Source organism: Rhodanobacter sp. FW101-FHT13A11, from assembly GCF_058790335.1.
On the sequence record NZ_JBYTCN010000004.1, the window covers coordinates 76,762 to 101,365 of the forward strand.

Annotated in this window: 25 protein-coding genes; 16 read left to right on the forward strand and 9 right to left on the reverse strand. The window is 68.8% G+C overall.

Translation table 11 applies throughout. The annotated features are described in order from the left end of the window. Nucleotides 1-122 precede the first annotated feature (122 nt). Nucleotides 123-812 (forward strand): RES family NAD+ phosphorylase, encoded by a 690-nt coding sequence (locus tag AC3WRN_RS06235; RefSeq protein ID WP_492622309.1) that lies wholly within the window; start codon nt 123-125, stop codon nt 810-812. 29 nt (nt 813-841) lie between these two features. After that, nucleotides 842-1,522, forward strand: coding sequence for an SGNH/GDSL hydrolase family protein (locus AC3WRN_RS06240; RefSeq protein ID WP_492622310.1), 681 nt, complete (start codon nt 842-844; stop codon nt 1,520-1,522). 9 nt (nt 1,523-1,531) lie between these two features. On the opposite strand, the gene phhA is transcribed toward AC3WRN_RS06240, so the two are convergent. Continuing rightward, the gene (gene phhA, locus AC3WRN_RS06245) at nt 1,532-2,419 is read right to left on the reverse strand and encodes a phenylalanine 4-monooxygenase (protein WP_492622311.1); all 888 of its coding nucleotides are present in this window, start codon (nt 2,417-2,419) and stop codon (nt 1,532-1,534) included. A gap of 139 nt (nt 2,420-2,558) precedes the next feature. On the opposite strand from phhA, the gene AC3WRN_RS06250 reads away from it, so the two are divergent. Then, the gene (locus tag AC3WRN_RS06250) at nt 2,559-3,035 is read left to right on the forward strand and encodes an Lrp/AsnC family transcriptional regulator (RefSeq protein ID WP_492622312.1); all 477 of its coding nucleotides are present in this window, start codon (nt 2,559-2,561) and stop codon (nt 3,033-3,035) included. 3 nt (nt 3,036-3,038) lie between these two features. Here the strand turns inward: AC3WRN_RS06250 and AC3WRN_RS06255 are convergent, their stop codons facing one another. Continuing rightward, the gene (locus tag AC3WRN_RS06255; RefSeq protein ID WP_492622313.1) at nt 3,039-4,328 is read right to left on the reverse strand and encodes an MFS transporter; all 1,290 of its coding nucleotides are present in this window, start codon (nt 4,326-4,328) and stop codon (nt 3,039-3,041) included. A gap of 68 nt (nt 4,329-4,396) precedes the next feature. Here AC3WRN_RS06255 and AC3WRN_RS06260 point away from each other — a divergent pair, with 68 nt between their 5' ends. From AC3WRN_RS06260 to AC3WRN_RS06275, 4 genes are all read left to right on the forward strand, one after another. Then, a complete protein-coding gene (locus AC3WRN_RS06260; protein ID WP_492622314.1) occupies nt 4,397-5,005 on the forward strand; it encodes a TetR/AcrR family transcriptional regulator in 609 nt (202 codons plus the stop codon). A 97-nt stretch (nt 5,006-5,102) separates the two neighbouring features. After that, complete coding sequence (locus tag AC3WRN_RS06265) at nt 5,103-5,903, forward strand: lysophospholipid acyltransferase family protein (RefSeq protein WP_492622315.1); 801 nt, start codon at nt 5,103-5,105, stop codon at nt 5,901-5,903. After that, complete coding sequence (locus AC3WRN_RS06270) at nt 5,900-6,919, forward strand: YheT family hydrolase (RefSeq protein WP_492622316.1); 1,020 nt, start codon at nt 5,900-5,902, stop codon at nt 6,917-6,919. Before AC3WRN_RS06265 ends, AC3WRN_RS06270 begins: the two co-directional genes overlap by 4 nt. A 325-nt stretch (nt 6,920-7,244) precedes the next feature. After that, nucleotides 7,245-10,472 carry a GH92 family glycosyl hydrolase gene (locus tag AC3WRN_RS06275; RefSeq protein ID WP_492622469.1) on the forward strand — a complete coding sequence of 1,076 codons (3,228 nt, stop codon included), beginning with the start codon at nt 7,245-7,247 and terminating at the stop codon, nt 10,470-10,472. Nucleotides 10,473-10,540: 68 nt separating this feature from the next. On the opposite strand, the gene AC3WRN_RS06280 is transcribed toward AC3WRN_RS06275, so the two are convergent. From AC3WRN_RS06280 to AC3WRN_RS06295, 4 genes are read right to left on the reverse strand one after another with little or no spacing between them, the layout of a single operon-like run. Next, the gene (locus tag AC3WRN_RS06280; RefSeq protein ID WP_492622317.1) at nt 10,541-11,155 is read right to left on the reverse strand and encodes a 2OG-Fe(II) oxygenase; all 615 of its coding nucleotides are present in this window, start codon (nt 11,153-11,155) and stop codon (nt 10,541-10,543) included. Between the two features lie 28 nt (nt 11,156-11,183). Further along, the gene (locus AC3WRN_RS06285; RefSeq protein WP_492622318.1) at nt 11,184-11,396 is read right to left on the reverse strand and encodes a DUF3820 family protein; all 213 of its coding nucleotides are present in this window, start codon (nt 11,394-11,396) and stop codon (nt 11,184-11,186) included. Further along, nucleotides 11,383-11,544, reverse strand: coding sequence for a hypothetical protein (locus AC3WRN_RS06290; RefSeq protein ID WP_492622319.1), 162 nt, complete (start codon nt 11,542-11,544; stop codon nt 11,383-11,385). Before AC3WRN_RS06290 ends, AC3WRN_RS06285 begins: the two co-directional genes overlap by 14 nt. A gap of 11 nt (nt 11,545-11,555) precedes the next feature. After that, nucleotides 11,556-12,368 carry a class I SAM-dependent methyltransferase gene (locus tag AC3WRN_RS06295; protein WP_492622320.1) on the reverse strand — a complete coding sequence of 271 codons (813 nt, stop codon included), beginning with the start codon at nt 12,366-12,368 and terminating at the stop codon, nt 11,556-11,558. Nucleotides 12,369-12,535: 167 nt separating this feature from the next. Here AC3WRN_RS06295 and AC3WRN_RS06300 point away from each other — a divergent pair, with 167 nt between their 5' ends. The 9 genes from AC3WRN_RS06300 (at nt 12,536) to AC3WRN_RS06340 (ending at nt 18,962) form a co-directional block, all read left to right on the forward strand. Then, nucleotides 12,536-13,624: a PQQ-dependent sugar dehydrogenase gene (locus AC3WRN_RS06300; RefSeq protein WP_492622321.1), complete on the forward strand. Its 1,089-nt coding sequence runs from the start codon at nt 12,536-12,538 to the stop codon at nt 13,622-13,624. Between the two features lie 141 nt (nt 13,625-13,765). Beyond that, nucleotides 13,766-14,059 carry a GIY-YIG nuclease family protein gene (locus AC3WRN_RS06305; RefSeq protein WP_068093784.1) on the forward strand — a complete coding sequence of 98 codons (294 nt, stop codon included), beginning with the start codon at nt 13,766-13,768 and terminating at the stop codon, nt 14,057-14,059. A gap of 129 nt (nt 14,060-14,188) precedes the next feature. Then, a complete protein-coding gene (locus tag AC3WRN_RS06310; RefSeq protein ID WP_492622322.1) occupies nt 14,189-14,812 on the forward strand; it encodes a YbhB/YbcL family Raf kinase inhibitor-like protein in 624 nt (207 codons plus the stop codon). A gap of 136 nt (nt 14,813-14,948) precedes the next feature. Next, the gene (locus tag AC3WRN_RS06315; RefSeq protein WP_082823579.1) at nt 14,949-15,104 is read left to right on the forward strand and encodes a DUF1328 domain-containing protein; all 156 of its coding nucleotides are present in this window, start codon (nt 14,949-14,951) and stop codon (nt 15,102-15,104) included. A gap of 53 nt (nt 15,105-15,157) precedes the next feature. Next, the gene (locus AC3WRN_RS06320) at nt 15,158-15,520 is read left to right on the forward strand and encodes an ElaB/YgaM/YqjD family protein (RefSeq protein WP_068093790.1); all 363 of its coding nucleotides are present in this window, start codon (nt 15,158-15,160) and stop codon (nt 15,518-15,520) included. 23 nt (nt 15,521-15,543) lie between these two features. Beyond that, nucleotides 15,544-16,023, forward strand: a complete 480-nt coding sequence (locus AC3WRN_RS06325; protein ID WP_492622323.1) for an ABC transporter ATP-binding protein — start codon at nt 15,544-15,546, stop codon at nt 16,021-16,023. Further along, the gene (locus AC3WRN_RS06330; protein WP_492622324.1) at nt 16,020-16,355 is read left to right on the forward strand and encodes a glycine zipper domain-containing protein; all 336 of its coding nucleotides are present in this window, start codon (nt 16,020-16,022) and stop codon (nt 16,353-16,355) included. The genes AC3WRN_RS06325 and AC3WRN_RS06330 overlap by 4 nt, the downstream gene beginning before the upstream one ends. Then, a complete protein-coding gene (locus AC3WRN_RS06335) occupies nt 16,352-17,539 on the forward strand; it encodes an AI-2E family transporter (RefSeq protein ID WP_492622325.1) in 1,188 nt (395 codons plus the stop codon). Before AC3WRN_RS06330 ends, AC3WRN_RS06335 begins: the two co-directional genes overlap by 4 nt. 49 nt (nt 17,540-17,588) lie before the next feature. Continuing rightward, entirely contained in the window at nt 17,589-18,962 is a 1,374-nt protein-coding gene (locus AC3WRN_RS06340) for a M24 family metallopeptidase (RefSeq protein ID WP_492622326.1), read from the forward strand. A 142-nt stretch (nt 18,963-19,104) separates the two neighbouring features. Here the strand turns inward: AC3WRN_RS06340 and AC3WRN_RS06345 are convergent, their stop codons facing one another. The 3 genes from AC3WRN_RS06345 to AC3WRN_RS06355 form a co-directional block, all read right to left on the reverse strand. After that, nucleotides 19,105-19,839, reverse strand: coding sequence for an SDR family NAD(P)-dependent oxidoreductase (locus AC3WRN_RS06345; RefSeq protein WP_068093802.1), 735 nt, complete (start codon nt 19,837-19,839; stop codon nt 19,105-19,107). Further along, nucleotides 19,836-21,278, reverse strand: coding sequence for an efflux transporter outer membrane subunit (locus AC3WRN_RS06350; RefSeq protein ID WP_492622470.1), 1,443 nt, complete (start codon nt 21,276-21,278; stop codon nt 19,836-19,838). Before AC3WRN_RS06350 ends, AC3WRN_RS06345 begins: the two co-directional genes overlap by 4 nt. Before the next feature lie 119 nt (nt 21,279-21,397). Next, complete coding sequence (locus tag AC3WRN_RS06355; RefSeq protein WP_492622327.1) at nt 21,398-24,589, reverse strand: efflux RND transporter permease subunit; 3,192 nt, start codon at nt 24,587-24,589, stop codon at nt 21,398-21,400. Nucleotides 24,590-24,604 lie beyond the last annotated feature (15 nt).

Consider the following 24,604-nt stretch of genomic DNA (forward strand, 5'->3'; position numbering starts at 1 on the left):
TCAGCGATGCTGCAACCCCTGTAGGAGCGCACCCTGTGCGCGATGCTCTTCGTCACGCCGCGAGAAAGGCATCGCGCACAGGGTGCGCTCCTACAAGGGCTCGCACAGCCCATGGAGAGCCGATGACGAGCGATCTGCCACCGCTGAAACGCATCCGCTGGAACCAGGCGTTTCGCATCGTACCCAGTCGGTTTCCGCCGATCGGCATCTATGACCGCGTGGCTGATCCGGCCGATCTCGATGCGGTGTTCGCGCTGGAGGCGATGACCAACCCGCGTCTGCGCCAGGAAGCCGGCGTACTACGCCAGGTGCCAAAGGAGCGGCGCCTCAGTGGGCCCGGCTCGACCCCGGTGATGGCCGTGTTCACCCATCTGAACCCGGAGGGCAGCCGCTTTTCCGACGGCACGTGGGGCGTGTTCTACGCCGCGCATGACGTGGCCACCGCGGTCGAGGAAACCGTGTACCACCGCGAGCGCTTCCTCGCCGCCACCGCCGAGCCGGCCTGCGAGATCCAGATGCGCTGCTACCGCACCGGCGTCGACAGCCGGCTGCACGACATCCGCGGCGGCTGGGTCGCCGCGCACGATCCGGACAGCTACGCCGCCAGCGTCATGCTGGCCCGTGAACTGCGGGGCGCCGACTCCAACGGCATCGTCTACGACAGCGCACGGCATCGCGGCGGCGAATGCCTGGCCGCGTTCCATCCCGACGTGGTGGCGCCGTGCGTGCAGGCGCAGCATTTGGTCTATCGCTGGAACGGCGCGCGCATCGCGCAGGTGCTGTCGGTTTCGGAATTGCCGCGGCCGCGCTAGCCTGCGGGCGGAACCGACGAGGCGAGCCGATGAAGATCCCGCGCAAACTGCTGCTGATCCTGTTGCTGTGGCCGTTGCTGGCGGCGGCGCGCGACAACCGCGAGAACGACCACGCGCAGTGGAACGCGGAGATCGCCGCGTTCCAGGCCGGCGACCAGGTACATCCGCCGCCGGCCGGCGCGGTGCTGTTCATCGGCAGCTCCTCGATCCGCATGTGGACCTCGCTGGCCGCGGATTTCCCGCGGGTGCGCACGATCAACCGCGGCTTCGGCGGCTCCGAGATCGACGACGCCACCTTTTTCGCCCAGCGCATCGTGGCGCCGTACCACCCGCGCGCGATCGTGATGTATGCCGGCGACAACGACCTGCAGGATGGCGACAGCCCGGCGCACGTGCGCGACGACTTCGCCGCCTTCGTGCGCAAGGCGCGCTCATTCGATCCCGGCGTGCCGATCGCGTTCATCGCGATCAAGCCCAGCGTGGCGCGCCGGGCGCTGCTGCCGAGGATCCGCGAGGCGAATGCGCTGGTGCGCCAGTATGCGGCCACCCAGCGCGGTGTCGCCTATCTGGATGTGTTCACGCCGATGCTCGGCAAGGACGGCAGGCCGCAGTCGCAGTGGTTCATCGCCGACGGCCTGCACATGAACCGCCAGGGCTATGCGCTGTGGGTCGAGGTGGTGAAACCGTGGCTGGACGCGACGCTGCGCTGACCCGGCGGCTCAGGTATCCGCGTTGGTGGCCCAGCCCACGCGATCGCCGCGAGTGAACACGCGATCGCCGCCCAGCACGTCGCCGGCCGCATGCACGGGCTGTTGCCTGAGCTTCGCGTAGATCGGCGTGAAGTCGGGATGCGTCGCCTCGAACAGCTGCTCGAAGCTGTCGATCACGAAGTAGGTCTGCTGGTAGGTGTCGATGCGGTAGCGCGTGCTCATCACGCGCTCCAGGCCGAAGCCGATGCGGTTCGGCGAGGGCGAGTCCAGGCAGTAGATCGACTCACCCTTGGAGCTGACGATGCCGGCGCCGTAGATGCGCATGCCTTCGCTGGTGTTGATCAGGCCGAACTCCACCGTGTACCAGTACAGCCGAGTGAGGTTCATCAGCGCCTCGGGGCCGATCGCGAACGCCTTCATGCCGCCGCGGCCGTAGGCCTGCATGTAGTCGGCGAACACCGGGTTGAGCAGCAGCGGCACGTGGCCGAACAGGTCGTGGAACAGGTCCGGTTCGCTGAGGTAGTCGAGCTGGTCGGGCTTGCGGATCCACCAGCTGACCGGGAAGCGGCGGTTGGCCAGGTGGTCGAAGAACACCTCGTCCGGCAGCAGGCCTTCCACCGCGACCAGCTCCCAGCCGGTGCTGGCGCCGAGCACCTTGTTCAGCTCGGCGAACTTCGGGATGCCGCCGTCGCCGAGGCCGAAGCGCTCCACGCCGGCCATGAACTCCTTGCAGGCACGCCCGGGCAGCAGCTCGCGTTGGCGCTTGAACAAGGTGTCCCACACCTCGTGGTCGGTCTTGCTATAGCTGGCCCATGGCTGCTCGACCACGCCGGTGGCGTACACCGGCACGTAGCCGCGGTCGGTCTGCTGATGTTCGACTTTGCGTGGCGTGTCCATGGGCTCGACTCCGGTGCGGCTTGGGGCAAGCCACAGCATACGGCGGTTTCGTCGCAGCAGGGTTGTTTTATTGCCTTGATTCGCCGGTTTAATGCACTATTCTTGCATCTGATAACGAAGCAATTGAGGTTTATTGCGCATGACGATGCTCGACCGTACCGACCTGCGCATGCTGGCCGTGCTGCAGGGCGAGGGCCGCATCACCAATGCCGAGCTGGCCGAACGGGTCAGCCTGTCGCCATCGGCGTGCCTGCGCCGGCTGCAGCGGCTGGAGGCGGACGGAGTGATCACCGGCTATGCCGCCCAGGTCGACCCGCAGGCGGTGGGGCTGGGCCTGCAGGCCTTCGTGCGCGTGCAACTGGTGAAGCACGAGGCAGTGGTGATCGAGCGTTTCGTCGAGCGCGTCAACGGCTGGGACGAAGTGGTGGCCTGCCACGCGCTCACCGGCGACATGGACTACCTGTTGCACGTCCACGTGGCCGACCTCAAGGATTTCTCGCGCTTCCTGCTCGACCACCTGCTGAACGCGGCGGGGGTGGCCGATGTCAACTCCAGCTTCGTGCTGCGCACGGTGAAGCGCTCGCCGTCGCTGCCATTGGCGCAGCTGGAGCGCTGAAGCTCAGGCGGCCTCGACGACCGGGATCAGCGGCGCGCCGTCGTGGCGCCGACGGATGCGCAGGGCGAGGAAGGCGGCAACGACGCCGGTGGCGCCGGCAATCACGAAGGGCGTGAGATAGCTGCCCAGCTGCACGCGCAGCACGCCGGCCATGAACGCGGCCACGGCGGCGCCGACCTGATGGCCGGCCACCACCCAGCCGAACACCACTGGCGCGTCGCGCTCGCCGAACGCATCGGTGGTGAGGCGCAGCGTGGGTGGCACGGTGGCGATCCAGTCCAGCCCGTAGAACACGCCGAACAGCGACAGGCTGTACAGCGAGAAATCGGAGTACGGCAGATAGATGAGCGATAGCCCGCGCAGGCCGTAATAGGCGAACAGCAGCTTGCGCGGATCGACGCGATCGGTGAGCCAGCCCGAGGCGGTCGTGCCGAACAGGTCGAAGATGCCCATCATCGCCAGCAATCCGGCCGCGCGCACCTCCGGAATGCCATGGTCGCCGCACAGCGCGATGAAGTGCGTGCCGATCAGGCCGTTGGTGGTGAAGCCGCAGACGAAGAAGGTGGCGAACAGGTACCAGAACGCGCCGCGCCGGCTGGCCCGCCGCAAGGTACCCAGGGTCAGCGCCAGCAGGTTGCCGCCTGGCGCCCCGGCGTCGGCCGGCTCGTCCGGACCGGCGCCGTAGCGGGTCAGGCCGATGTCGGCAGGCCGTTCCGGCAACAGCCACAGCACCAGCGGCACCAGCGCGGCACAGCAGGCGGCGATGGTCAGCACCACCGTGCGCCAGCTGGCGTACTCGGCGATGGCGGCCAGGCCCGGCAGGAAGATCAGGGTGCCGGTGGCGGTGCTGGCGGTCAGCAGGCCCATCATCAGGCCGCGATGGCTGCTGAACCAGCGGCCGACCACGGTGGCGCCGAGCACCACCGCGACGCAGCCGGTGCCGGTGCCGGACAATACGCCCCAGCTCAGCAGCAACTGCCATGGCCGGGTCATCGCGGCGCTGCCGGCGGCCGCCAGCGCCATCATCGACAGCGCGCCGAGCAACACGCGGCGGATGCCGAAGCGCTGCATCAGCGCCGCGGCGAATGGGCCCACCAGCCCGTACAGCAGGATGCCGACCGCGGCGGCGGTCGAGATGCTGTCCCGGCTCCAGCCGAAGGCACGGCCCAGCGGCAGCATCAGCACGCCCGGCGTGGCGCGCATGCCGGCCGAGACGAGCAGGGCGAGGAACACCACGGCGACCACCACGAACGCGTAGTTTTGGCCGAAGGGCCGTGAGCGGGGTATAGTCATGTTACCGACCGGTACGGGCAAGCGCGCAGCTTACGTACCGATCGGTAACATTGTCAACAGGCCAGGCCATGTCCCGTCGTTCCAAATCCGCCGCGGCACCTTCCGCCGACGCGCCGCGCCGCGCGGCGGACCGCATCCGCGATACCGCTTTCGAGCTGTTCTACCGCGAGGGTATCCGCGCCATCGGGGTGGAGGAGATCGTCAACCGCGCCGGCGTCACCAAGCCCAGCCTGTACCGCGCCTTCGAATCGAAGGACGAGTTGGCGGCGACCTACCTGCGCGATTACGACCTGCGCTTCTGCCAGCGCTTCGAGGCCGCGGTGGCCGACCATCCCGGCGACCCGCGCGGCCAGCTGATGGCCTACCTGGAGGGTCTTTCTACGCGCGCCGGCCGCGACGGCTACCGCGGCTGCGGGCTGACCAATGCGGTGATCGAGTATCCCGACCCCGGGCATCCGGCGCACCGGGTCGCGGTGAACAGCAAGCGCGCCCTGCGCGAACGCCTGCGCCGGATGAGCGAGGCGATCGGCGCACACGACCCGGCGGCGCTGGCCGACGGCCTGCTGTTGCTGATCGAGGGCAGTTACATCTCCGGGCAGACCTTCGGCGAAGGGGGGCCGGCGCGCGCCCTGGCCGGCGCGGCGCGGTGCCTGATCGACGCCAGCCTCGAAGGCTGAGCCGCGGGGTTCCGGGCGCCGGTTCCGCTGTCCGGCACGAGAATGCGCACGCGTACTGCCGAAGCGGAGTCGCATTGACGCTAAACTTGCCGGACTGATGAGCACCGATACTGCTTCCGTCCCCGAGCGCGACCCGCTGCGCCCGCTGCGTTACCTGTGGCGGGTGCCGCTGGTGCTGCTGCACATCGTGCTTGGCGTCGCGCTGTGCGCGCTGGTCCTCAGCTGGAACCAGCAGGCGGTGATGAAGGACGGCCGCGAGCCGTTCGCGCACCGCATGATCCGCTGGTGGTCGGTCAGCCTGCTGCGCATCATAGGCCTGCGCTCGGTGCGCTTCGGCCAGCCGCTGCGCGACCCGGTGCTGTTCGTCGCCAACCACACCTCGTGGATCGACATCGTGATGCTGCACAGCCAGCGCGCGGCCTGCTTCGTGGCCAAGGCGGAGATCGCCGGCTGGCCGCTGGTCGGCTGGTTGGCCAGCAACGGCGGCACCATCTTCCATCGCCGCGGCAGCAACCATTCGCTGTCCACGGTGATGCAGGCGATGGTCGAGCGGCTGCGCGCCGGACGTTCGGTGGCGGTGTTCCCGGAGGGCGGCACCGGCTACAACGGCGTGCTCAAGGTCTTCCACGCGCGCATCTTCCAGGCCGCGCTGGATGCCGAGGTGCCGGTGCAGCCGGTGGCGCTGCGCTTCGCCCGTGGCGGGCGCCGGGTGATCGACGCCGGCTTCCGCGAGAACGAGAGTTTCGTGCACAACATCGTGCGCATGCTGGGCGAGGCGCCGCTGGACGCCGAGGTGCGCTTCCTGGCGCCGGTGCCGGCCACCCCGGAGGCACGCCGGCGCATGGCCGAGCTGTCGCGCGAACGCATCGCCGCCGCGCTGGAAGACCACCCCGGATGAACCTGCTGCACGGAAAGGATTTCCGGCCACCCTGGCCGCTCACCAGCGGCCACATCCAGACCATGCTGTCCTCCAGCGGCGTGCGCCGCATGCTGCTGCCGCGCGCGGCAACGGCCGTGCAGCGCGGCGCCGAGGCGGTGGTGGTGGACGGCGGCGGCGGCGTGCGCCTCACCGGCGCGTATACCGCGCAGCAAACCCGGCCGCAGCCGCGCGGGCTGGCCGTGCTGTTCCACGGCTGGGAAGGCAGCGTCGATTCCACCTACGTGCTGCAGACCGGCAGCCGCCTGCTCGCCGACGGCTGGGACATCTTCCGGCTGAACTTCCGCGACCACGGCGACAGCCACGGGCTCAACGAGGCGCTGTTCCATTCCTGCCGCCTCGACGAGGTGGTGCACGCGCTGGGCGACGTCGCCGCGCGCTGGCCGGCGCGGCCGATGGCGCTGGCCGGCTTCTCGCTGGGCGGCAACTTCGCGCTGCGCGCCGCGATGCAGACCTCGCGGGTGGGCATCCCGCTGAGCTACGTGCTGGCGGTGTGCCCGATCATCGACCCCGGCGAGGGCCTGTTCTCGCTGGAGGAATCCGCGCCGTGGTTCTACCAGGCGTATTTCATGCGCAAGTGGCGCCACTCGCTGCTGGCCAAGCAGAAGGCGTTCCCGCAGCACCGGTACTTCGAGATGTCCGAACTGAAGCAGCACCTGCGCGGGCTGACCGAGTCGCTGGTGCTGCGGCATACCGACTTCAACACCCTGCAGCAGTATCTGGACGGCTATTCGGTGGCCGGCGGCATTATGCAGGCGATGCAGATTCCCGCCACCATCCTCACCGCGAAGGATGATCCGGTGATCCCGGTCAGCAGCTTCGAGAAGCTCGAGCTGCCGCCGAACGTCGAGCTGGACATCGCGCCGTACGGCGGCCACTGCGGCTTCATCCGCAGCTGGGGCATGACCAGCTATACCGACGACTACATCGCCACGCGCTTCAACGCGGTGGCGGGCGCCGGCACCATCGCCGGCTGAATCGGTGCGGCCCGCGCCGGCCGGGCATGTTGCGACGCGGTTTGACAGATTCGATTTAGATCGATACAAATCACGCCATACCGGCGTTCCTCCTTCCCGTTCCCGTCGCGTCGGCATCCGGCGCGAACGGCATGAAACGCCGCCACCGCCGCACCGAGGCAGAGGGCTGGCCGTGTCCGGATCGCCGTTGACGAAATTCGCGCATGCCGGCCGGAGCCTGCGGTGCGGGCTGTGGCTGGCTTGCCTGCTGCCGGCGCTGGCGATCGCGGCCGCGCCGGCGAGCTTCCAGAGCTCGTTCGAACCCGGGCAACCGATGCCCCCGGCCATGCCGGCCACGGCGCCGTTCTCCGTCGACGTGGCCGGCGGCCCCGGCGCGGCGGCGGCGCTCACCGCCATGCCCGGGGTCGGCTTCAGCGGGCTGCATTCGCTGCACTACCGCGGCGCGACGGACGGGCGGCAGACGCTGGCGCTGTACACGGTGAACCTGCCGGTGCAGGCGGATACCCGGCTGTCGTACCTGCTGTTCCCGGTCTCGAACGCGGGCGACCTGCGCAACCCGGCCAACTACGTGGCGGTGGACCTGCTGTTCGACGACGGCAGCCGGCTGTCCGCCCGCGGCGCGCTCGACCAGCACCGGGTCGGCGTCGCGGCGCGCGCGCAGGGCGAGGGCCGCACGCTGTATCCGGACCAGTGGAACTACCTTTCGATCGACGTGGGCGCGGTCGCCGCCGGGCGCACGATCCGGCGCATCGAGCTGAGCCACGACGGCCCCGCCACCCACTTCGAGGGTTACCTGGACGACCTGCGCATCGGCGCCGCGCCCGCCGACGCGCGCCGGCGCCCCAGCGATTTCGTCGACACCCGCCGCGGCACGAATTCCAACGCGCGCTTCTCGCGCGGCAACAACTTTCCCGCGGTGGCCGTGCCGCACGGCTTCAATTTCTGGACGCCGGTGAGCGACGCCGGCTCGAACTGGATCTACCAGTACCAGCAGCGCAACGGCGCCGACAACCGGCCGCGGCTGGAGGCGCTGGCGCTGTCGCACGAGCCGAGCCCATGGATGGGCGACCGGCAGACCTTCCAGCTGATGCCGGCCGCCGTGGCGCAGGGCGCGCCCAGCGCGAACCGCGCGGCGCGCGCGCTGAGCTTCAGCCATGCCAACGAGACCGCGCACGCGCACGCCTACCGCGTGGCGTTCGACGACGGCATCGTCGCCGAAGTGGCGCCGACCGACCACGCCGCGATGTTCCGCTTCACCTTCGCGGGCAACCGCTCGCAGCTGGTGTTCGACAACCGCGACGACCACGGCGGCATCGTGCTCGATCCCTCCGGCCGCCGCTTCAGCGGCTGGTCCGACGTGAAGAGCCGGCTTTCCGCCGGCGCCACCCGGCTGTTCTTCTACGGCACGGTCGACCAGCCGGTGCGCGAAAGCGGCCGGTTGACGGGCGAAGGCCGCGACCACGTGGCCGCCTGGTTCGGCTTCGACACCACGCGGCAGAAAGTGGTGCACCTGCGCATCGCCACCTCGCTGATCAGCCTGGAACAGGCACAGCGCAACCTGGCGCTGGAGATCGCGCCGGGAGACACGTTCGACGACGTGCGCGAGCGCGCGCAGGAACAGTGGGACGCACAGCTCGGCATCGTGCAGGTGCGCGGCGCCAGCCGCGACGAGCTGACCACGCTGTATTCCAGCCTGTACCGGTTGTTCCTGTACCCGAATTCCGCCCACGAGAACACCGGCACGGCGGCGCTGCCGCACTGGCGCTACGCCAGCCCGTTCTCTGCGCCGGCCGGCCCGGACACGCCCACGCAGACCGGCGCGCGCGTGGTCGACGGCAAGCCCTACGTCAACAACGGCTTCTGGGATACCTACCGCACCGCGTGGCCGGCCTACGTGCTGCTCACGCCGACGCAGGCCGGCGAGATGATCGACGGCTTCGTGCAGCAGTACCGTGACGGCGGCTGGATCGCGCGCTGGTCGTCGCCCGGCTACGCCGACCTGATGGTCGGCACCAGCGCCGACGTGGCGTTCGCCGACGCGTGGCTGAAGGGCGTGCGCAACTTCGACGTGCGCGCGTTCTACCAGGCCGCGCTGAAGGACGCCACCGTGGTCAGCCCGCTCGCCGGCACCGGCCGCAAGGGGCTGCAGCGCTCGATCTTCAACGGCTACACCGATACCGGCGTGGACGAAGGGCTGTCGTGGTCGATGGACGGCTACATCAACGACTTCGCGATCGGCAACCTCGCTGCCGCGCTGGCGCGGCAACCCGCCGCGGACGACCCGTATGCCGCGCGCTACGCCGACGACGCGGCGTACTTCCGCCGCCGCGCGCTCGGCTACGCCAACCTGTTCGACCCCGCCGTCGGCTTCTTCGTGGGCCGCGACGCGGCGGGCAGGTGGCGCTACGACGCGAAGGATTTCGATCCGCTGCGCTGGGGCGGCGACTACACCGAGACCAATGCGTGGAACATGGCCTTCCACGCGCCGCAGGACGGCGCCGGCCTGGCCGCGCTGTACGGCGGCCGCGCCGGGCTGGCGGCGAAGCTCGACGCGTTCTTCGCCACGCCGGGCGAGTTCCACGTCGGCAGCTACGGCGAGCCGATCCACGAGATGCTGGAGGCACGCGACGTGCGCATGGGCCAGTACGGCCACAGCAACCAGCCCTCGCACCACATCATCTACATGTACGACGTCGCGGGCCAGTCGTGGAAGGCGCAGGACAAGGTGCGCGACGTGCTGAGCCGCCTCTACACCGGCAGCGAGATTGGCCAGGGCTACCCGGGCGACGAGGACAACGGCGAGATGTCCGCCTGGTACCTGTTCAGCGCCGCTGGCTTCTATCCGCTGCGCATGGGCACGCCGGAGTACGTGATCGGCGCGCCGTATTTCCCGCACATGGACATCGCGCTGGAGAACGGCAAGCACCTGGTGATCGACGCGCCCGCGGTGAGCGACGCCAACCGCTACGTGCAGGGCCTGCGCGTCAACGGCCAGCCGTGGAACCGGCTGACCCTGCCGCACGCGCTGCTGGCGCAGGGCGCCACGCTGGAGTTCGCCATGGGGCCGCGGCCATCACGCTGGGCCGGAGATGAGGACGCGCTGCCGCCGTCGCTCACCGTGCGGGACAGGCCGCAGCCGCTGCACGACTTCACCGATGGCGGGCGGGGCAGCGCCCGCAGCGCGCCGGCCATCGCACGGCTGTCCGCGTTGTCCGACAACGATTCCGCCACCGAAGCCGCGCTGCCCGCCGCGGCGACCACGATCCGCTGGCATTTCGCGCAACCGCGCGAGGTCGCGGTGCTCACGCTCACCTCGGGCGCCGGCGCCGCGGCGCCATCCGGCTGGCAACTGCAGGCCTCCCGCGACGGCCGGCACTGGCGCACGCTGGATGCGCGGCAGCACGAGCGCTTCGCATGGCCGCAGCAGACGCGTGCCTTTGCCGTGCCTGCACCGGGCAGCTACACGCATTACCGGTTGCGTCTCGAACCAGCGACGGATGGCACGCCGCGTGCCCTTGCCGAAATCGAGCTGCTCGGAGCGGCGCCGCCGTAGGAGCGCACCCTGTGCGCGAATGCTCTTGGCTTCGCTCGACATCAGAGCATCGCGCACAAGGTGCGCTCCTACACGCGGCAACCGAGCGCCCGCTGGCGCATCCAGCAGGCGATGCTCATGCGGTTGCGCGTGGCCGGCAGCACCTCGTGCTCGAACTGCGCGGAGAGGAACAGCAGCAGGCTGCCGGCATGCGGAAGGATGTCGCGATGCGAGCCGCCCTCCAGGTACAGCCGCAGCGCGCCGCCGTCGGTCTCCTGCCAGTCCGCGTTGAGGTAGAACACCGCCGACACCACCCGCGCGTCGCTGTCGCGCAGGCGGTCGAGATGACGGGTGTAACCGGCGCCCGGCGGATACACCGCGTAGTGCGCCTCGCATTCGACCAGGCCCAGCATCAGCTCGCGGTTGAGCACGGTCCGCAGCGCGTCGAGGCGATCCATGAACGCCTGTTGCGCCGCGCTCATCGCCCCGGCCTGGAACCATTGCGTGCTGTCGCCGCGCAAGGGCGTGGCCGTGCGCGCGGCGCCCACCCGCGCCGGCGCCAGCCGGCGCGCCTCGTGCAGGGCGCGGCATTCGGCGGCCAGCGCCTGCGTCTGCGCGACCGGCAACAGGTCCGGCAGCACGCACCAGCCATCCGCGGCCAGCGCGTCCGCCGCGCGCCTGAATGCACTCGGGTCATCGTTCACCGCGCCAGTGTAACCACGCGGGGCCGCGCTATCGCTTGCGCAGCGGATCGAGCAGCGCGGACAGCCCGTTGTGGTCCAGCTCCAGCATCAGCGCCAGCAACCGGCCCAGCTCGCCCTGCGGAAGGCCCTTGCGCGCGAACCAGGCGAGGTAGGCGCCGGGCAGGTCGGCGATCAGCCGGCCCTGGTACTTGCCATACGGCATGCGCACGCTCACCAGCTTCGGCAGGTCATCCGCTTCCATCGTCGCCGCTCCCGCCGCGCTGCATCGCGGACAACTGCGCGCGGTCCGCGAACGGCTTGAACTCCGGCGTGTTGCCGCAGGAACCCGGCAGGAACATCGTGGCCTGTTCGCCCGGCCGGCCCTTGAAGTGGATATGCGGTTCCGCCATGCAACCACCCATCACGGCTTCACGAACCTCAACGTCATCCGGTCCGATTCGCCGATCGCCTTCATCTTCGCGTGCTCGCTGTCGGGCCCGGCCAGGTCCGGCGGCAGGCGGTGCACGTTGACGTCTTCCGGGTCGCTCGGGTTGGCATTGATCTGCGACACGCCGGCCACGCGGAAGCCGGTCTGGAGGGCGAGCGCGATCAGGTAATCCTCGGGCAGGCGGTGCAGGGCCTTGCTGCTGTCCGCGGCATCGGCGAACGGCTTGGCGCGGTGCTCGGTGACGCCGAACACGCCGCCGGGCTTGAGCACGTTGAATGCGGCCTGGAATACCGCGGCCAGGGTGGCCGGGCTGTGGTTGAGCCAGTCGTGCGTGTTGCGGAAGGTGAGCACCATGTCGGCGGAGTTGTCGGCGCCGAGGTTCACCGGGTCCGGCGGCGCGAACGGGATGATTTTCGCGATGTGCCCGTATACCGCCGGGTCGGCCTTGAGCTTGGCGGTGAATTTCGCGGCCGTCGGCGTCGTCGCTTCGATCAGGTGGCCATGCGCGTGGAGGAAGGGCGCGAGGATCTCGGTGTACCAGCCGCCGCCGGGCGACAGTTCGATCACCGTCATGTCCGGCCTGATGCCGAAGAATTGCAGGGTCTCGACCGGGTGGCGATAGGGATCGCGCGCCTGGTTGGCGGCCGAGCGCCAGTGGCCGTTCACCGCCTGCTGCAGCGCCGCGGTGGTGCTGTCGGATAGGCCGGCAGACGCGGCACCGGCGACGGCGGGAAGCAGCAGGGCGACGGCCAGCGGGACAAGCAGCTTGCAGGTGCGGCGAAACATGGTTCGACCCTCCTGACAATGGGCGTCCAAGACTACGCCGAAACGTGCGGGGCGGGCGTGTGGGCCATGCGTGCCTTCCCGATGCGCGGGCGATGCAGGTGGCGTCGCTTCGTGCTTCGCGCGCGCCGGTATACGCTGTGCATTCCCCACGATTGCGGAGCCTTGCCATGCGCCTGCTGCTGTCGTTGCTGCTGGCCCTGTCCCCGCTGCCGGCGCTGGCCGCGCCGCCGCTGGGCCGGCTGACCCTGCCTGAGGGTTTCCACATCGCGGTGTACTCCGACCAGGTGCCGAATGCGCGCGAGATCGCGCTGGGCGCGAAGGGCACGGTGTTCGTCGGCTCCAACGATGCCGGCAAGGTCTATGCGCTGACCGACAGCAACGGCGACGGCGTGGCGGACAAGGTGCGGGTGATCGCCAGCGGGTTGCAGCTGCCGGTGGGCGTGGCGTTCAAGGGCGGCGACCTGTACGTCTCCGCGGTGAGCCGCATCCTGGTGCTGCGCGACATCGAGAACCACCTGGACGATCCGCCAAAGCCCGCCGTGGTCACCGACCGGCTGCCCACCGAGACCTACCACGGCTGGAAGTTCATCGCGTTCGGCCCGGACGGCAAGCTGTATGTGCCGATCGGCGCGCCATGCAACATCTGCGATCCGGGCCCGGACCACGGCAAGCTGATCCGCATGAACGCCGACGGCAGCGGCTGGCAGGACGTGGCGCGCGGCATCCGCAACTCGGTCGGCTTCGACTGGCAGCCGGGCGCCCACCGCCTGTGGTTCACCGACAACGGCCGCGACATGATGGGCGACGACATGCCCAGCGACGAGCTGAACGAGATCACCCGCCCCGGCGAGCATTTCGGCTATCCGTACTGCCACCAGGGCGACACGCTCGACCCCGAGTTCGGCAAGGGCAAAAGCTGCAAGGATTACGTGCCGCCGGTGCTGAAGCTCGGCGCGCACGTGGCCGCGCTGGGCATGCGCTTCTACGAGGGCGGCCAGTTTCCTGCCGGTTACAAGGGCGCGATCCTCGTCGCCGAGCACGGCTCGTGGAACCGCACGAAGAAATCCGGCTACCGCGTGATGACCGTGCGCCTGAACGGCAGCAAGGTGGTCTCCTACGAGCCGCTGGTCACCGGCTTCGAGCAGGACGAGAAGGCCTGGGGCCGCCCCGTCGACGTACAGCCGCTGCCCGACGGCAGCGTGCTGGTCAGCGACGACCTGGCCGGGGCGGTGTATAGGGTGACGTACGAGCCATGAGCCCCATGTCATTCCTGCGCGAAGTGCGATTCCTGCTTTCGCAGGAATGACGAAAAAGGAGAGTGGCATACCCGTGAATCACCTACACCGCCGTCATTCCTGCGAAAGCAGGAATCGCATTACAACACTGGAGAAAACGCCATGGACAGGCGACAACCTTGCGTCTACATGCTGGCGAGCAAGAAGAACGGTGTTCTCTATATCGGCGTCACCAGCGATCTGATCAAGCGCATCTGGCAGCACAAGAACGACGTGGTGGAGGGCTACACCAACCGCTACGGTGTGCACACGCTGGTCTGGTACGAGCTTCACCCGACGATGGAGTCGGCGATCCTGCGCGAGAAGATGCTCAAGCGGTGGAAGCGCGACTGGAAGATGCGCTTGATCGACGAGGGCAATGCCGGGTGGCGGGACTTGTATCCGACTATTCTGTAGCCGTTGAAGTGCGATTCCTGCCTTCGCAGGAATGACGAAGGTGGGCGCAAGTCGCATCTTTTACCGTCATTCCTGCGAAGGCAGGAATCGCACTTCATACGCAACATGCAACCCGAGCGGAGACACACCATGCAACTGCGCAGCGACAATTTCGAGAACGGCCGGACGATCCCCGCCGAGTTCGCCTTCGGCAGGCGCGCCGATCCGGTTGCGCTGTCGGACAACCGCAGCCCGCACCTGGCGTGGAAGGACGCGCCGCCGGCCACCCGCTCGTTCGTGCTCACCTGCATCGATGCCGACGTGCCCAGCCGCGGTGACGACGTGAACCAGGCCGGCCGCACGGTGCCGGCGGATCTGCCGCGCGTCGAGTTCGTGCACTGGCTGATGGCGAACATCCCCGCGGAATGCGGCGAGCTGGCCGCAGGCAGCTGCAGCGACGGGATCACCGCGCGCGGCAAGCGCGAGCCGTTCGGGCCGCCGGGCAGCGTGCAGGGCGTCAACGACTACACCGGCTGGTTCGCCGGCGACGCCAACATGGGCGGCGACTACCTCGGTTACGACGGCCCATGCCCGCCGTGGAACGACTCGCTGCTGCATCACTACCGCTTCAAGGTGCACGCACTCAACGTGGCCGCGCTGCCGCTGGCCGGCGGTTTTTCGCTGGCCGAGCTGCGTGCGGCGATGGCCGGCCACGTGCTGGCCGAGGCGGAGCTGGTCGGCACCTACAGCCTCAATCCCGTGCTCGCCGGTTGAATGCAGGCCGGCGTATGCGTCGGCGTCGCGTGCACGATGAGGCGGGCACCCTTCACGTTTGCGTGCCGCGGGCTATGGATGAATGGCGACATGCGGCTTCCCCTGCAGCCGCCGTTCATCGCAAGAGGTCGTCCCCATGCTTCACTACGCCCTGGTTTTCCTGATCATTGCCATCATTGCCGCCGTGTTCGGTTTCGGCGGCATCGCGGGCGCCGCCACGGGGATCGCGAAGATCCTGTTCATCATCTTCCTGGTCCTGGCGGGCATCGCGTTCTTCCGTCGTGCCGGTTGACGGTCGTCGCGGCAACGCGGTTTCCCCATACTGAAGTCCTTCCGGAGCAAGCCATGAACAAGCAGGTCCAGACCCCTGAACAGTCCGCCGGCGATCGCATCGACGAACGCGCCGAACGGATCAAGCAGGCCACCTCCAGCGCCGTCGACAGCACCAGGGAAGCGGTGGAACGCGCTGCCGACCGCGTCGAGGAAAGCCTGCACCACGCCACCGACAAGGCTGCCGGCGCGGCGCACAAGGCCAGCGACAAGGCCGCGCAGGTCGGCGAGCGCAGCCGCGAGGTCTACGACGAGACGATCGATCGCGCCGACGCGTGGCTGGAGCAGGTGCGCGACTACGTGCGCGAGAAGCCGGTGCAGTCGGTCGCCATTGCGATCGGCGCCGGCTGGCTGCTCGGCCGCATCCTGCGACGTTGAGCGTCGCGGCGCAGGGGTCGGGCATGCATGACGAGGGTGAACCACCTCGCGCCGCGACGGCGCCGGAACCGGCTCCGTCATCGTCCGGGCTGCTGAAGGAAATCGGTCAGCTCGGCCATGCGGTCAGGCGTCTGTTCGGCGCGCAGATGCATTTGCTGGCGGCTGAACTGGGACTGGCGCGCAGCGCGGTGTCGTGGATGCTGCTGGCGGGACTGGCTGCGACGGTGGCCGGTGTCGGTTTCGGTCTGACCGTACTTGGACTGCTCGGCGTGGTGCTGGCGGCGTGGTTCGGCTCGTGGATCTGGTCGCTGCTGGTGCTGGCGGTGCTGCAGGTGCTGTTCCTGTTCGGTTCGATCCTGCTGTTTCGTCGCTGCATGCACTGGATGAGCCTGCCGGCCACGCGTGGCGAATGGCATGCGATGATGCGCGACACCTTGCGCAAGGCCGAGAGCGAGGTCGCGGCGGAGAGCCGGCAGGGCAACGGGGAGGAAGGTCGCTCGTGAGCGTTTTCGATCAGTTCGCCAAGGTGCAGGCGGCGCAATTGCGCATGAGCGCAGCGCGGCAGGAGTTGAGTACGCCCGCGGCGGCCCTGCTGGCACGCGGGCACGCGCATCCGTTGACGACGGTGGGCGTGGCGGCCGGTGCCGGCTTCGTGCTGGGCAGTCTCAAGGTGCATCCGCTGCGGGTGCCGGGCGTGGGTCCGCTGCTCAGCGGCGGACTGGCCGATGCGGTGGCCTTCGGCACGCGCCTGATCGCCGAGCTGGGCACGGCGGGTCTTGCCGGCGCCGGACGAGACACCCACGCACCCGGTGCGGAAGATGACGAGCGCTCATGAGCGAGCCCGAACCGTTCCGGCCGCAGGGTGATGCCGTGGGTGACGGCGACGTCACGTCGCCGATCCGGGTCGAGGAAGTCGCGCCGGGGTGCCCGCCGCGGCAGCTGGCGCGCGGACTGCAGGCGACGCGTGGCATCCGCCGGCACCTGCGGGCGATTCGCGGGTTGTTGAACGTGCTGCTGTTCCTGGCGTTGATGTACACCATCACGCTGACCAAGGCGCTGCTGATTCCGCTGGTGCTGGCGGCTTTCCTCGGGCTGGCCCTGAATCCGATCGTCGCCGCCGGGACACGCATCCGCCTGCCGCGCTGGCTGACCGCGAGCGTGCTGATGGTCGGCCTGATCGTCGGTATCGGCAGCGGCGTCGGCCTGCTGGCGCAACCGGCGGTCGGCTGGTTCCATGGCGCGCCGCAGGCGATCAGGAGTTTCGTGCCGAAGCTGAAGCACCTCACCCAGCCGCTGGAAGCGGCGAACCGCGCCACCCAGACCCTGGTCGGCGGCAACACCGGCACCATCCACGTGCCGGCCACGCCAGCTCCGCCGATGGCGATCAGCGCCTGGGACGTGGTCTCCACCACGCCCAAGGTGCTGGCCGCGGTACTCAGCGTGGTGCTGCTGGTGTTCTTCTTTCTGATCTATGGCGACACGATGTTGCGCCGGCTGGTGGAGATCACCCCGAGCTTCGGCTACAAGCGGCATGCAGTGGTGATTGTGCGCGGCATCCAGACCCAGGTATCGCGCTACCTGCTGACCGCATTGCTGATCAACGCGGGGCTCGGCGCGGTCACCGCCGGCATGCTGTGGCTGTACAAGGTGCCCGACCCGCTGCTGTGGGGCACGGTGGCGATGTTCGCGAACTTCATTCCGTACGTCGGGGCGATCGTCACCACCGCGGTGCTGGCGGTGGTGTGCATGCTCTATGCGAACGAGATGAGCCTGCACGTGTTCCTGCCGGTGCTGACCTTCGCCGGCATCGTCGCGCTGGAAGGCAACCTGATCACGCCGATGATCCAGGGTCGCAGCATGCAGCTGAGCCCGATCGCGATCCTGCTGTGGCTGCTGGTATGGAGCTGGCTGTGGGGCATTCCCGGTGCATTGCTGGCGGTGCCGATGCTGACCTGCACCAAGCTGATCGCCGAGCGCGTGCACAGCTGGCACTGGTTCGCGCTGATCGTGCAGCGCTGAGCAGCCACGATCGGGGTAACCTCACCGTGATGTGGCCTCACCGTCGCGGATGAACCGTGCGGTTGCCGCCGGGATGGCTCGAATCGCTGCCACGAGCAGCTGTACACAGACAGGGGGAACAACGATGGAAACCAGCAATACGATCCACCTTGGCCGCCGGCGCTTCCTGCAGGCTTCGGCCATGGGTGCGGCGGCGTTGTCGACGAGCCTGCTGGCAGGCGAGGCCATGGCCCGGCAGGGCGCCGACTGCGCCGGCTTGCCGCCTTCGATCATGGCGCTGCAGCCGGTGCAGTCGCAGATCGTCCCCATCACCGACGCCGAACGCAGGGCCCGCCTGAACCGGGCGCAGCAGCTCATGGCCGAGAACAAGATGGATGCCATCTTCATGGATGGCGGTGCCTCGCTGAACTATTTCACCGGCATGCACTGGTTCACCAGTGAGCGGACCATGGGCATGCTGCTGCCCCGGTCGGGGGACCCGATCTACATCACACCCGCATTCGAACAGAGCCGCGCGCTGGAGCAGATCAGGTTCGGTCACGACGTGCGTGCCTGGCAGGAGCACGAGAGCCCCTACGAGAAGATCGCGCAGGTCATGGCCGAGCTGCACGCGTCCACCGGAACGCTGGGCGTCGAAGACCAGGTACCGTTTTCCCGCGCCACCAACATCGGCAACGCGATGCCGCACGTGCGGCTCGTGTCCGCCATGCCGGTCACCGCCGGCTGCCGTTCGATCAAGAGTCCGGCCGAACTGGCCCTGATGCAGGTCGCCAACAACGCGACGCTGGCGGTGTACCACGCCGTGTGGAAGGCGCTCGAACCCGGCATGACGCAGCAACAGGTGCTGGACTGGATCGGCGCCGCCTACGGACGCCAGGGGCTGGTAGGCGAGGCGATCGTCAACGTCGGAAAATACACCGCCCAGCCGCACGGCTCGATCGCTCCGCAGAAGATCGTCGAAGGCACGGCAGTGCTGATCGACGAGGGCTGTTTCGTGGAAGGCTATCAGAGCGACATCACCCGTACCTTTGTCCTGGGCAAGGCCTCCGACAAGATGAAGAAGGTATTCGGCATCGTGCAGAAGGCGCAGCAGGCGGCGCTGAAGGCGGCGCATCCGGGCGCCACGATGGAGTCGGTGGATGCCGCCGCCCGCAAGGTGATTGTCGACGGTGGCTACGGACCGGACTACAAGTATTTCTCGCACCGCCTCGGTCACGGCATCGGCATGGACATGCACGAGTGGTACTACCTGGTGCGCGGCAACAAGCGGAAGATCCTGGCAAACATGACCTTCAGCGATGAACCGGGCATCTACATTCCCGGCGAGTTCGGCGTGCGGCTCGAGGACATCATGTATGTCACCGATGACGGTGCGCGCTGGTTCACGCCACAGAGCCCGTCCATCGAGCAGCCTTTTGGCTAGGCGTTCCGCCGGACGATCCCTTTGATCAAAACCGGAAGGGCAGGTGCCGGCCGGTACCAGCCACGGCAGCGCCACGCCGATCGCGATGGGGCAATCGCGAACGCGCTGGCGCTGGTTCGCGGTGATCGTGATGCACCGGGGTTCACCATGGGATCGCTTCGCCGTCGCGGAAGAAGCGTCCGGTCGGTGCCGGCACTGGCAGGCTGGCGGCCCACACGATGCCGGCGGCGCCGACGCTCACCGGCCGGCCGCCGGGGCCGCCGAGCTCGGTGGCGACCCAGCCCGGGCACACCGCGTTGACCGCGATGCCGCTGCCCTCCAGCTCCGCCGCCAGCGTGCGGGTGTACGCGTTGAGCGCGGACTTGGAGGTGCGGTAGCCCACGCAGTGGCCGCCGTTCGAATCGCTGGCGCCGCAGCCGCTGGAGACATTGACGATGCGGCCGTAGCCGTGCCGGCGCATCAGCGGCAGCATCGCGCTGCTCAGCCGCCAGGTGCCGAACAGATGGGTTTGCATCGCGTCCAGCGCCGGCGCGAGGTCGGCATTGCTGGCGCGCGCGTCGTGGTCGTAGTGGCCGCCGGCGTTGTTGACCAGCACGTCGAGCCGGCCGTAGGTCACCTCGATCCAGCGCGCCAGCGTGTCGACCTGGTCCTGGCGGGTCACGTCCAGTTGCACCGCGATCACCTCGCCGGGCGTGCCGGCCAGTTTGCGCGCCGCGTGCAGGCCCTTGTCCGGGTCGCGCGCGCCGAGCAGCACGGTCATGCCGTATTCGCTGAGCTGGCGCGCCACCTCGAAGCCGAGGCCGCGGTTGGCGCCGCTGACCAGCGCCACGCGATAGACCGGCGTCGCCGCCGGCAGGCGACGGGCCGGGCGGCTCATGGCGCGTCGGCCCGGGCCACCGCGCTGCAGCGCTCGTCGCCGCAGGCCTGCCAGCCGCCGCCGAGCGCCTTGTACAAGGCCACGGCGCGGGTGTTGATGGCCGCCTCGGCCTGGGCCAGGTCATCCTCGGCGACAAGCTGGGTGCGCTCGGCGTCCAGCAGTTCGAGGAAACCGGTGGCGCCTTCCTGGTAGCGGATGCGGGCCAGGTCGGCGGCGCGCTTGCTCTGCGCGCCCTGCTCGATCAAATGGTCGACGCGGATGCGCTGCTGGTTGAACCCGGTGACCGCGTTGTCGATGTCCTCGATCGCTTCCAGCACGCTGCGCTGGTAGTTCGCCTGCGCCGCATCGGTGCGCGCCTCGCTGGCGTGCAGGTTGGCGCGCACGCGCTGCACGTTGAGGCCGGCCCAGCTGATGCTCGGCGCCAGCGACCACGCGCGCGTCGCCGGGCTGCCGAAATCGTTGCTGCGCCCCGACAGGAAACCGAGGAAGCCGCCCAGCATGATGTGCGGGAAGAAGTCCGCCTTGGCCACGCCGATGCGCGCGGTGGCGGCGGCGTATTCGCGTTCGGCAATGCGTACGTCGGGTCGGCGCGACAGCACGTCGCCGGCGTCGCCGATCGGCAGGTTCGCCGCGATCGGGGTGAAGCTCTTCGGCGACACGTCGACGTCGAGTTCGCCGGGACGTTCGCCCAGCAGCACGGCGAGACGGTATTCGCTGGCGCTGGCCTGGGTCTGCAGCAACGGCAGCTGCGCCTGCACCGCGGCGAGGCGGGCCTTGGCGCTGGCCACGTCCTGCTCCGCGCCGGAGCCGAGCTGCTGGCGCACCTCGGTGAGGTGCACGGTCTGCTGCTGGTTGTCGATGTCGCGACGGGCGATGTCCAGCCGCAGCTGACTGCCGCGCAGTTCGAAATAGTTGCGTGCCACCTCGGCCAGCAGGCTGACCTGGGCGTCGTGCAACGCCGCCTCGCTGGCGCCGAGGTCGGCGCCGGCCGCTTCCACCGAACGGCGCACGCCGCCGAACAGGTCCAGTTCCCATGATGCGTCGAAGCCGGCCTGGTAGGTTGTCACCGTCCGGCGCTGGGTGCCGAAGCCGGGCTGCTGGCCGCGGCTGCGGGTGTAGTTCACGTCCGTGTCGATGGTCGGTAGCTGATCGGACTTCGCGCCGCTGAGCAGGGCGCGCGCCTCATGCAGCCGCGCCACCGCGATGCGCAGGTCCAGGTTGTTCGCCGCAGCGCGCCGGATCAGCGCGTCCAGCGTGGGGTCGTTGAACTGCTTCCACCATTCGGCCTGGAACTGGGCGTTGTTCTTCTGCGCCGCGTCCAGTCCCTGCAATTGCGGCGCGGCGGGTTTCGCTTCGTGGTAGTTCGGGCCCACGCTGGCGCAGCCGGCCAGTGCGAGGGCGGCGGCCAGCAACGACGCTCGAAGAACCACCATCGTCATCCCGGCGAAGGCCGGGATCGCACTTGCTCGTTTGTCGGGGTGCGTAGTGATGCGATTCCTGCCTTCGCAGGAATGACGAGCGGAGGTTTCCCGTGCGGTGTCGCGTGTGAGTGTTTTCATCAGTGGTTCTCCAGCGCCGGCAGCGCATGCGCGGCGGCGCGTTCGGCCGCGCGCGCCTCGCGGCGCTCGACCAGGGCGCGAATGACGACGTAGAACAGCGGCGTATAGATCAGCCCGAAGACGGTCACGCCGAGCATGCCGGCGAACACCGCCACGCCCATCGCGTGGCGCATCTCGGCGCCGGCGCCGTGCGAGGTGACCAGCGGCACCACGCCCATGATGAAGGCGAACGAGGTCATCAGGATCGGGCGCAGCCGCAGGTGCGCCGCTTCCAGCACCGCCTCGTGGCGGCTCATGCCTTCGTGCTGGCGTTCGCGGGCGAACTCCACGATCAGGATCGCGTTCTTGCACGCCAGCCCGACCAGCACGATCAATCCGATCTGGGTGAAGATGTTGTTGTCGCCGCCGGAGAGCCATACGCCAGCGATCGCGGACAACAGCACCATCGGCACGATCAGGATCACCGCCAGCGGCAGCGACCAGCTCTCGTACAGCGACGACAGCACCAGGAACACCAGCAGCACGCACAGCGGGAACACCAGGATCGCGGTGTTGCCGGCGAGGATCTGCTGGTAGGTCAGCTCGGTCCACTCGAAGCTGATGCCGTTCGGCAGGTTGTCCTTCGCCAGCTTTTCCATCGCCGCCTGCGCCTGGCCGGAACTGAAGCCGGGCGCGGGGCCGCCGTTGATCTCGGCGGTGGCGTAGCCGTTGTAGTGCTGCACGCGATCCGGGCCGGCGCCCTGCTGCACGGTGACGAACGAACCCAGCGGCACCATCTGGCCCTGCGCGTTGCGCGTCTTCAGCGCAAGGATGTCCTGCGGCGAATGGCGGAACGCCGGGTCGGCCGACACGTTCACCTGGTAGGTGCGGCCGAAGCGGTTGAAGTCGTTGACGTAGAGCGAGCCCAGGTAGGCCTGCATGGTCTGGTACACGTCGGCCAGGTTCACGCCGACGGTCTTGGCCTTCTCGCGGTCCACGTCGGCGTCCACCTGCGGCACGCTGATCTGGAAGCTGGAGAACAGCCCGGCGAGTGCCGGATCCTTGCGGCTGGCGGCGATCAGGTTCTGGGTCTGCTGGTACAGCTCGGCGAAGCCGCGGTCGCCGCGGTCCTCGATCTGCATGCGGAAACCGCCGATCGTGCCCAGCCCCATCACCGGCGGCGGCGGGAACACCGCGATGTACGCATCCTGGATCGCGGCGAACTTCTGGTTCAGCGCACCGGCGATCGCGCCGGCCGACAGCGATGCGTCACGGCGTTCCTCGAACGGCTTCAGCGTGACGAACACGATGCCGGAGTTGGTGGAGTTGGTGAAACCGTTGATCGACAGGCCGGGAAACGCCACCGCGTGCTCCACGCCAGGCTGCTTCAGCGCGATCGCGCCCATGCGCTGGATCACGTCCTCGGAACGATCCAGCGAGGCGGCGTCGGGCAGCTGCGCGAACGCCACCAGGTACTGCTTGTCCTGGCCCGGCACGAAGCCGGTCGGCACGTGCGAGAAGCCGAACCAGGTCAGCGCGATCAGGCCGGCATACACCACCAGCGCCAGCTTGCCCTTGCCGACGATGCGCTTCACGCCGCCGACGTAGCGTTCGGAGCCGCGATGGAACAGCTTGTTGAACGGACGGAACAGCCAGCCGAACGCGCGGTCGATCCCGCGCGTGAGGCGGTCCTTCGGCGCGTCGTGGCCCTTCAGCAGCACGGCGGCCAGCGCCGGGCTCAGGGTCAGCGAATTGAACGCGGAGATCACCGTGGAGATCGCGATGGTCAGCGCGAACTGGCGGTAGAACTGGCCGGTGAGGCCGCTGACGAAGGCGGTGGGAATGAACACCGCGCACAGCACCAGCGCGGTGGCCACGATCGGCCCGGTGACCTCGTGCATCGCCTTGCGCGTGGCTTCGCGCGGCGATTGGCCCAGCTCGATGTGCCGCTCGACATTCTCGACCACCACGATCGCATCATCGACCACGATGCCGATCGCCAGCACCAGGCCGAACAGCGACAGTGCATTGAGCGAGAAGCCGGCCAGGTGCATCACCGCGAACGTGCCGATCAGCGATACCGGCACCGCCACCAGCGGGATGATCGAGGCGCGCCAGGTCTGCAGGAACAGGATCACCACCAGCACTACCAGCAGGATCGCTTCCAGCAAGGTGTGCGCCACCGCCTCGATCGAGCCGCGCACGAACACGGTGGGGTCGTACACGATCTGGTAGTCGACGCCCTGCGGGAACTCCTGCTTCAGCTGCGCCATGGTGGCGCGCACCTCGTCGGAGATCTGGATCGCGTTGGAGCCGGGCCGCGCGAAGATCGGCAGCGCCACCGCCGGCTTGTTGTCGAGCAGGCTGCGCAGCGCGTAGTTGTTCGAGCCCAGGTCGACCTTCGCCACGTCGCCCAGGTGCGTCACGCCGCCGTTCGCGTCGGTGCGCACGATGATGTTGCGGAAGTCGTTCTCGCTGACCAGCCGGCCGCGAGTGTTGATGTTGAGCTGGAACGCCGAGTTGCCCGGGCCGGGCGGCGCGTTCAGCGCGCCGGCGGCGACCTGCACGTTCTGCTCGCGGATCGCGTTGACCACGTCGCCGGTGGTGAGCGAGCGCTGGGCCAGCTTCCGCGGGTCCAGCCACACGCGCATCGAGTACTCGCCGGCGCCGAAGATCTGCACGTCGCCCACGCCGTCGAGCCGGCCCAGCACGTCCTTCACGTGCAGCCGCGCGTAGTTCGACAGGTACAGCATGTCGTAGCGCTGGTCGGGCGAGGTGAGGTGCACCACCATGGTGAGGTCGGGCGAACTCTTCTGCGTGGTCACGCCGAGCCGCTGCACTTCCTCGGGCAGCTTCGGCAGCGCCTGCGCCACGCGGTTCTGCACGTCGACCTGGGCGGTGTCGAGGTTGGTGCCGAGCGCGAAGGTCACGGTCAGCGTCATCGCGCCATCGCTGGTCGCCTGCGAGGAGGTGTACAGCATGCCTTCCACGCCGTTGATCTGTTCCTCCAGCGGCGTGGCGACGGTCTCGGCGATCACCTTCGGGTTGGCGCCCGGGTAGGCGGCGCGTACCACCACGGTGGGCGGCACCACTTCGGGGTATTCGCTGATCGGCAGCTGGAACACCGCGATGGAGCCGGTGATCACGAACAGCAGCGACAGCACGGCGGCCATGATCGGCCGGTCGACGAAGAACTGGGCGATGTTTTTCATGGAGTGAATCCTCGA

What these genes read in the sequence shown, in the direction of transcription:
- AC3WRN_RS06235 (WP_492622309.1), top strand. Translation starts at nt 123, where the DNA reads ATGACGAGCGATCTGCCACCGCTGAAACGCATCCGCTGGAACCAGGCG.
- AC3WRN_RS06240 (WP_492622310.1), top strand. Translation starts at nt 842, where the DNA reads ATGAAGATCCCGCGCAAACTGCTGCTGATCCTGTTGCTGTGGCCGTTG.
- phhA (WP_492622311.1), bottom strand. Translation starts at nt 2,419, where the DNA reads ATGGACACGCCACGCAAAGTCGAACATCAGCAGACCGACCGCGGCTAC.
- AC3WRN_RS06250 (WP_492622312.1), top strand. Translation starts at nt 2,559, where the DNA reads ATGACGATGCTCGACCGTACCGACCTGCGCATGCTGGCCGTGCTGCAG.
- AC3WRN_RS06255 (WP_492622313.1), bottom strand. Translation starts at nt 4,328, where the DNA reads ATGACTATACCCCGCTCACGGCCCTTCGGCCAAAACTACGCGTTCGTG.
- AC3WRN_RS06260 (WP_492622314.1), top strand. Translation starts at nt 4,397, where the DNA reads ATGTCCCGTCGTTCCAAATCCGCCGCGGCACCTTCCGCCGACGCGCCG.
- AC3WRN_RS06265 (WP_492622315.1), top strand. Translation starts at nt 5,103, where the DNA reads ATGAGCACCGATACTGCTTCCGTCCCCGAGCGCGACCCGCTGCGCCCG.
- AC3WRN_RS06270 (WP_492622316.1), top strand. Translation starts at nt 5,900, where the DNA reads ATGAACCTGCTGCACGGAAAGGATTTCCGGCCACCCTGGCCGCTCACC.
- AC3WRN_RS06275 (WP_492622469.1), top strand. Translation starts at nt 7,245, where the DNA reads ATGCCGGCCACGGCGCCGTTCTCCGTCGACGTGGCCGGCGGCCCCGGC.
- AC3WRN_RS06285 (WP_492622318.1), bottom strand. Translation starts at nt 11,396, where the DNA reads ATGGAAGCGGATGACCTGCCGAAGCTGGTGAGCGTGCGCATGCCGTAT.
- AC3WRN_RS06290 (WP_492622319.1), bottom strand. Translation starts at nt 11,544, where the DNA reads ATGGCGGAACCGCATATCCACTTCAAGGGCCGGCCGGGCGAACAGGCC.
- AC3WRN_RS06295 (WP_492622320.1), bottom strand. Translation starts at nt 12,368, where the DNA reads ATGTTTCGCCGCACCTGCAAGCTGCTTGTCCCGCTGGCCGTCGCCCTG.
- AC3WRN_RS06300 (WP_492622321.1), top strand. Translation starts at nt 12,536, where the DNA reads ATGCGCCTGCTGCTGTCGTTGCTGCTGGCCCTGTCCCCGCTGCCGGCG.
- AC3WRN_RS06305 (WP_068093784.1), top strand. Translation starts at nt 13,766, where the DNA reads ATGGACAGGCGACAACCTTGCGTCTACATGCTGGCGAGCAAGAAGAAC.
- AC3WRN_RS06310 (WP_492622322.1), top strand. Translation starts at nt 14,189, where the DNA reads ATGCAACTGCGCAGCGACAATTTCGAGAACGGCCGGACGATCCCCGCC.
- AC3WRN_RS06315 (WP_082823579.1), top strand. Translation starts at nt 14,949, where the DNA reads ATGCTTCACTACGCCCTGGTTTTCCTGATCATTGCCATCATTGCCGCC.
- AC3WRN_RS06320 (WP_068093790.1), top strand. Translation starts at nt 15,158, where the DNA reads ATGAACAAGCAGGTCCAGACCCCTGAACAGTCCGCCGGCGATCGCATC.
- AC3WRN_RS06325 (WP_492622323.1), top strand. Translation starts at nt 15,544, where the DNA reads ATGCATGACGAGGGTGAACCACCTCGCGCCGCGACGGCGCCGGAACCG.
- AC3WRN_RS06335 (WP_492622325.1), top strand. Translation starts at nt 16,352, where the DNA reads ATGAGCGAGCCCGAACCGTTCCGGCCGCAGGGTGATGCCGTGGGTGAC.
- AC3WRN_RS06340 (WP_492622326.1), top strand. Translation starts at nt 17,589, where the DNA reads ATGAACCGTGCGGTTGCCGCCGGGATGGCTCGAATCGCTGCCACGAGC.
- AC3WRN_RS06345 (WP_068093802.1), bottom strand. Translation starts at nt 19,839, where the DNA reads ATGAGCCGCCCGGCCCGTCGCCTGCCGGCGGCGACGCCGGTCTATCGC.
- AC3WRN_RS06350 (WP_492622470.1), bottom strand. Translation starts at nt 21,278, where the DNA reads ATGACGATGGTGGTTCTTCGAGCGTCGTTGCTGGCCGCCGCCCTCGCA.
- AC3WRN_RS06355 (WP_492622327.1), bottom strand. Translation starts at nt 24,589, where the DNA reads ATGAAAAACATCGCCCAGTTCTTCGTCGACCGGCCGATCATGGCCGCC.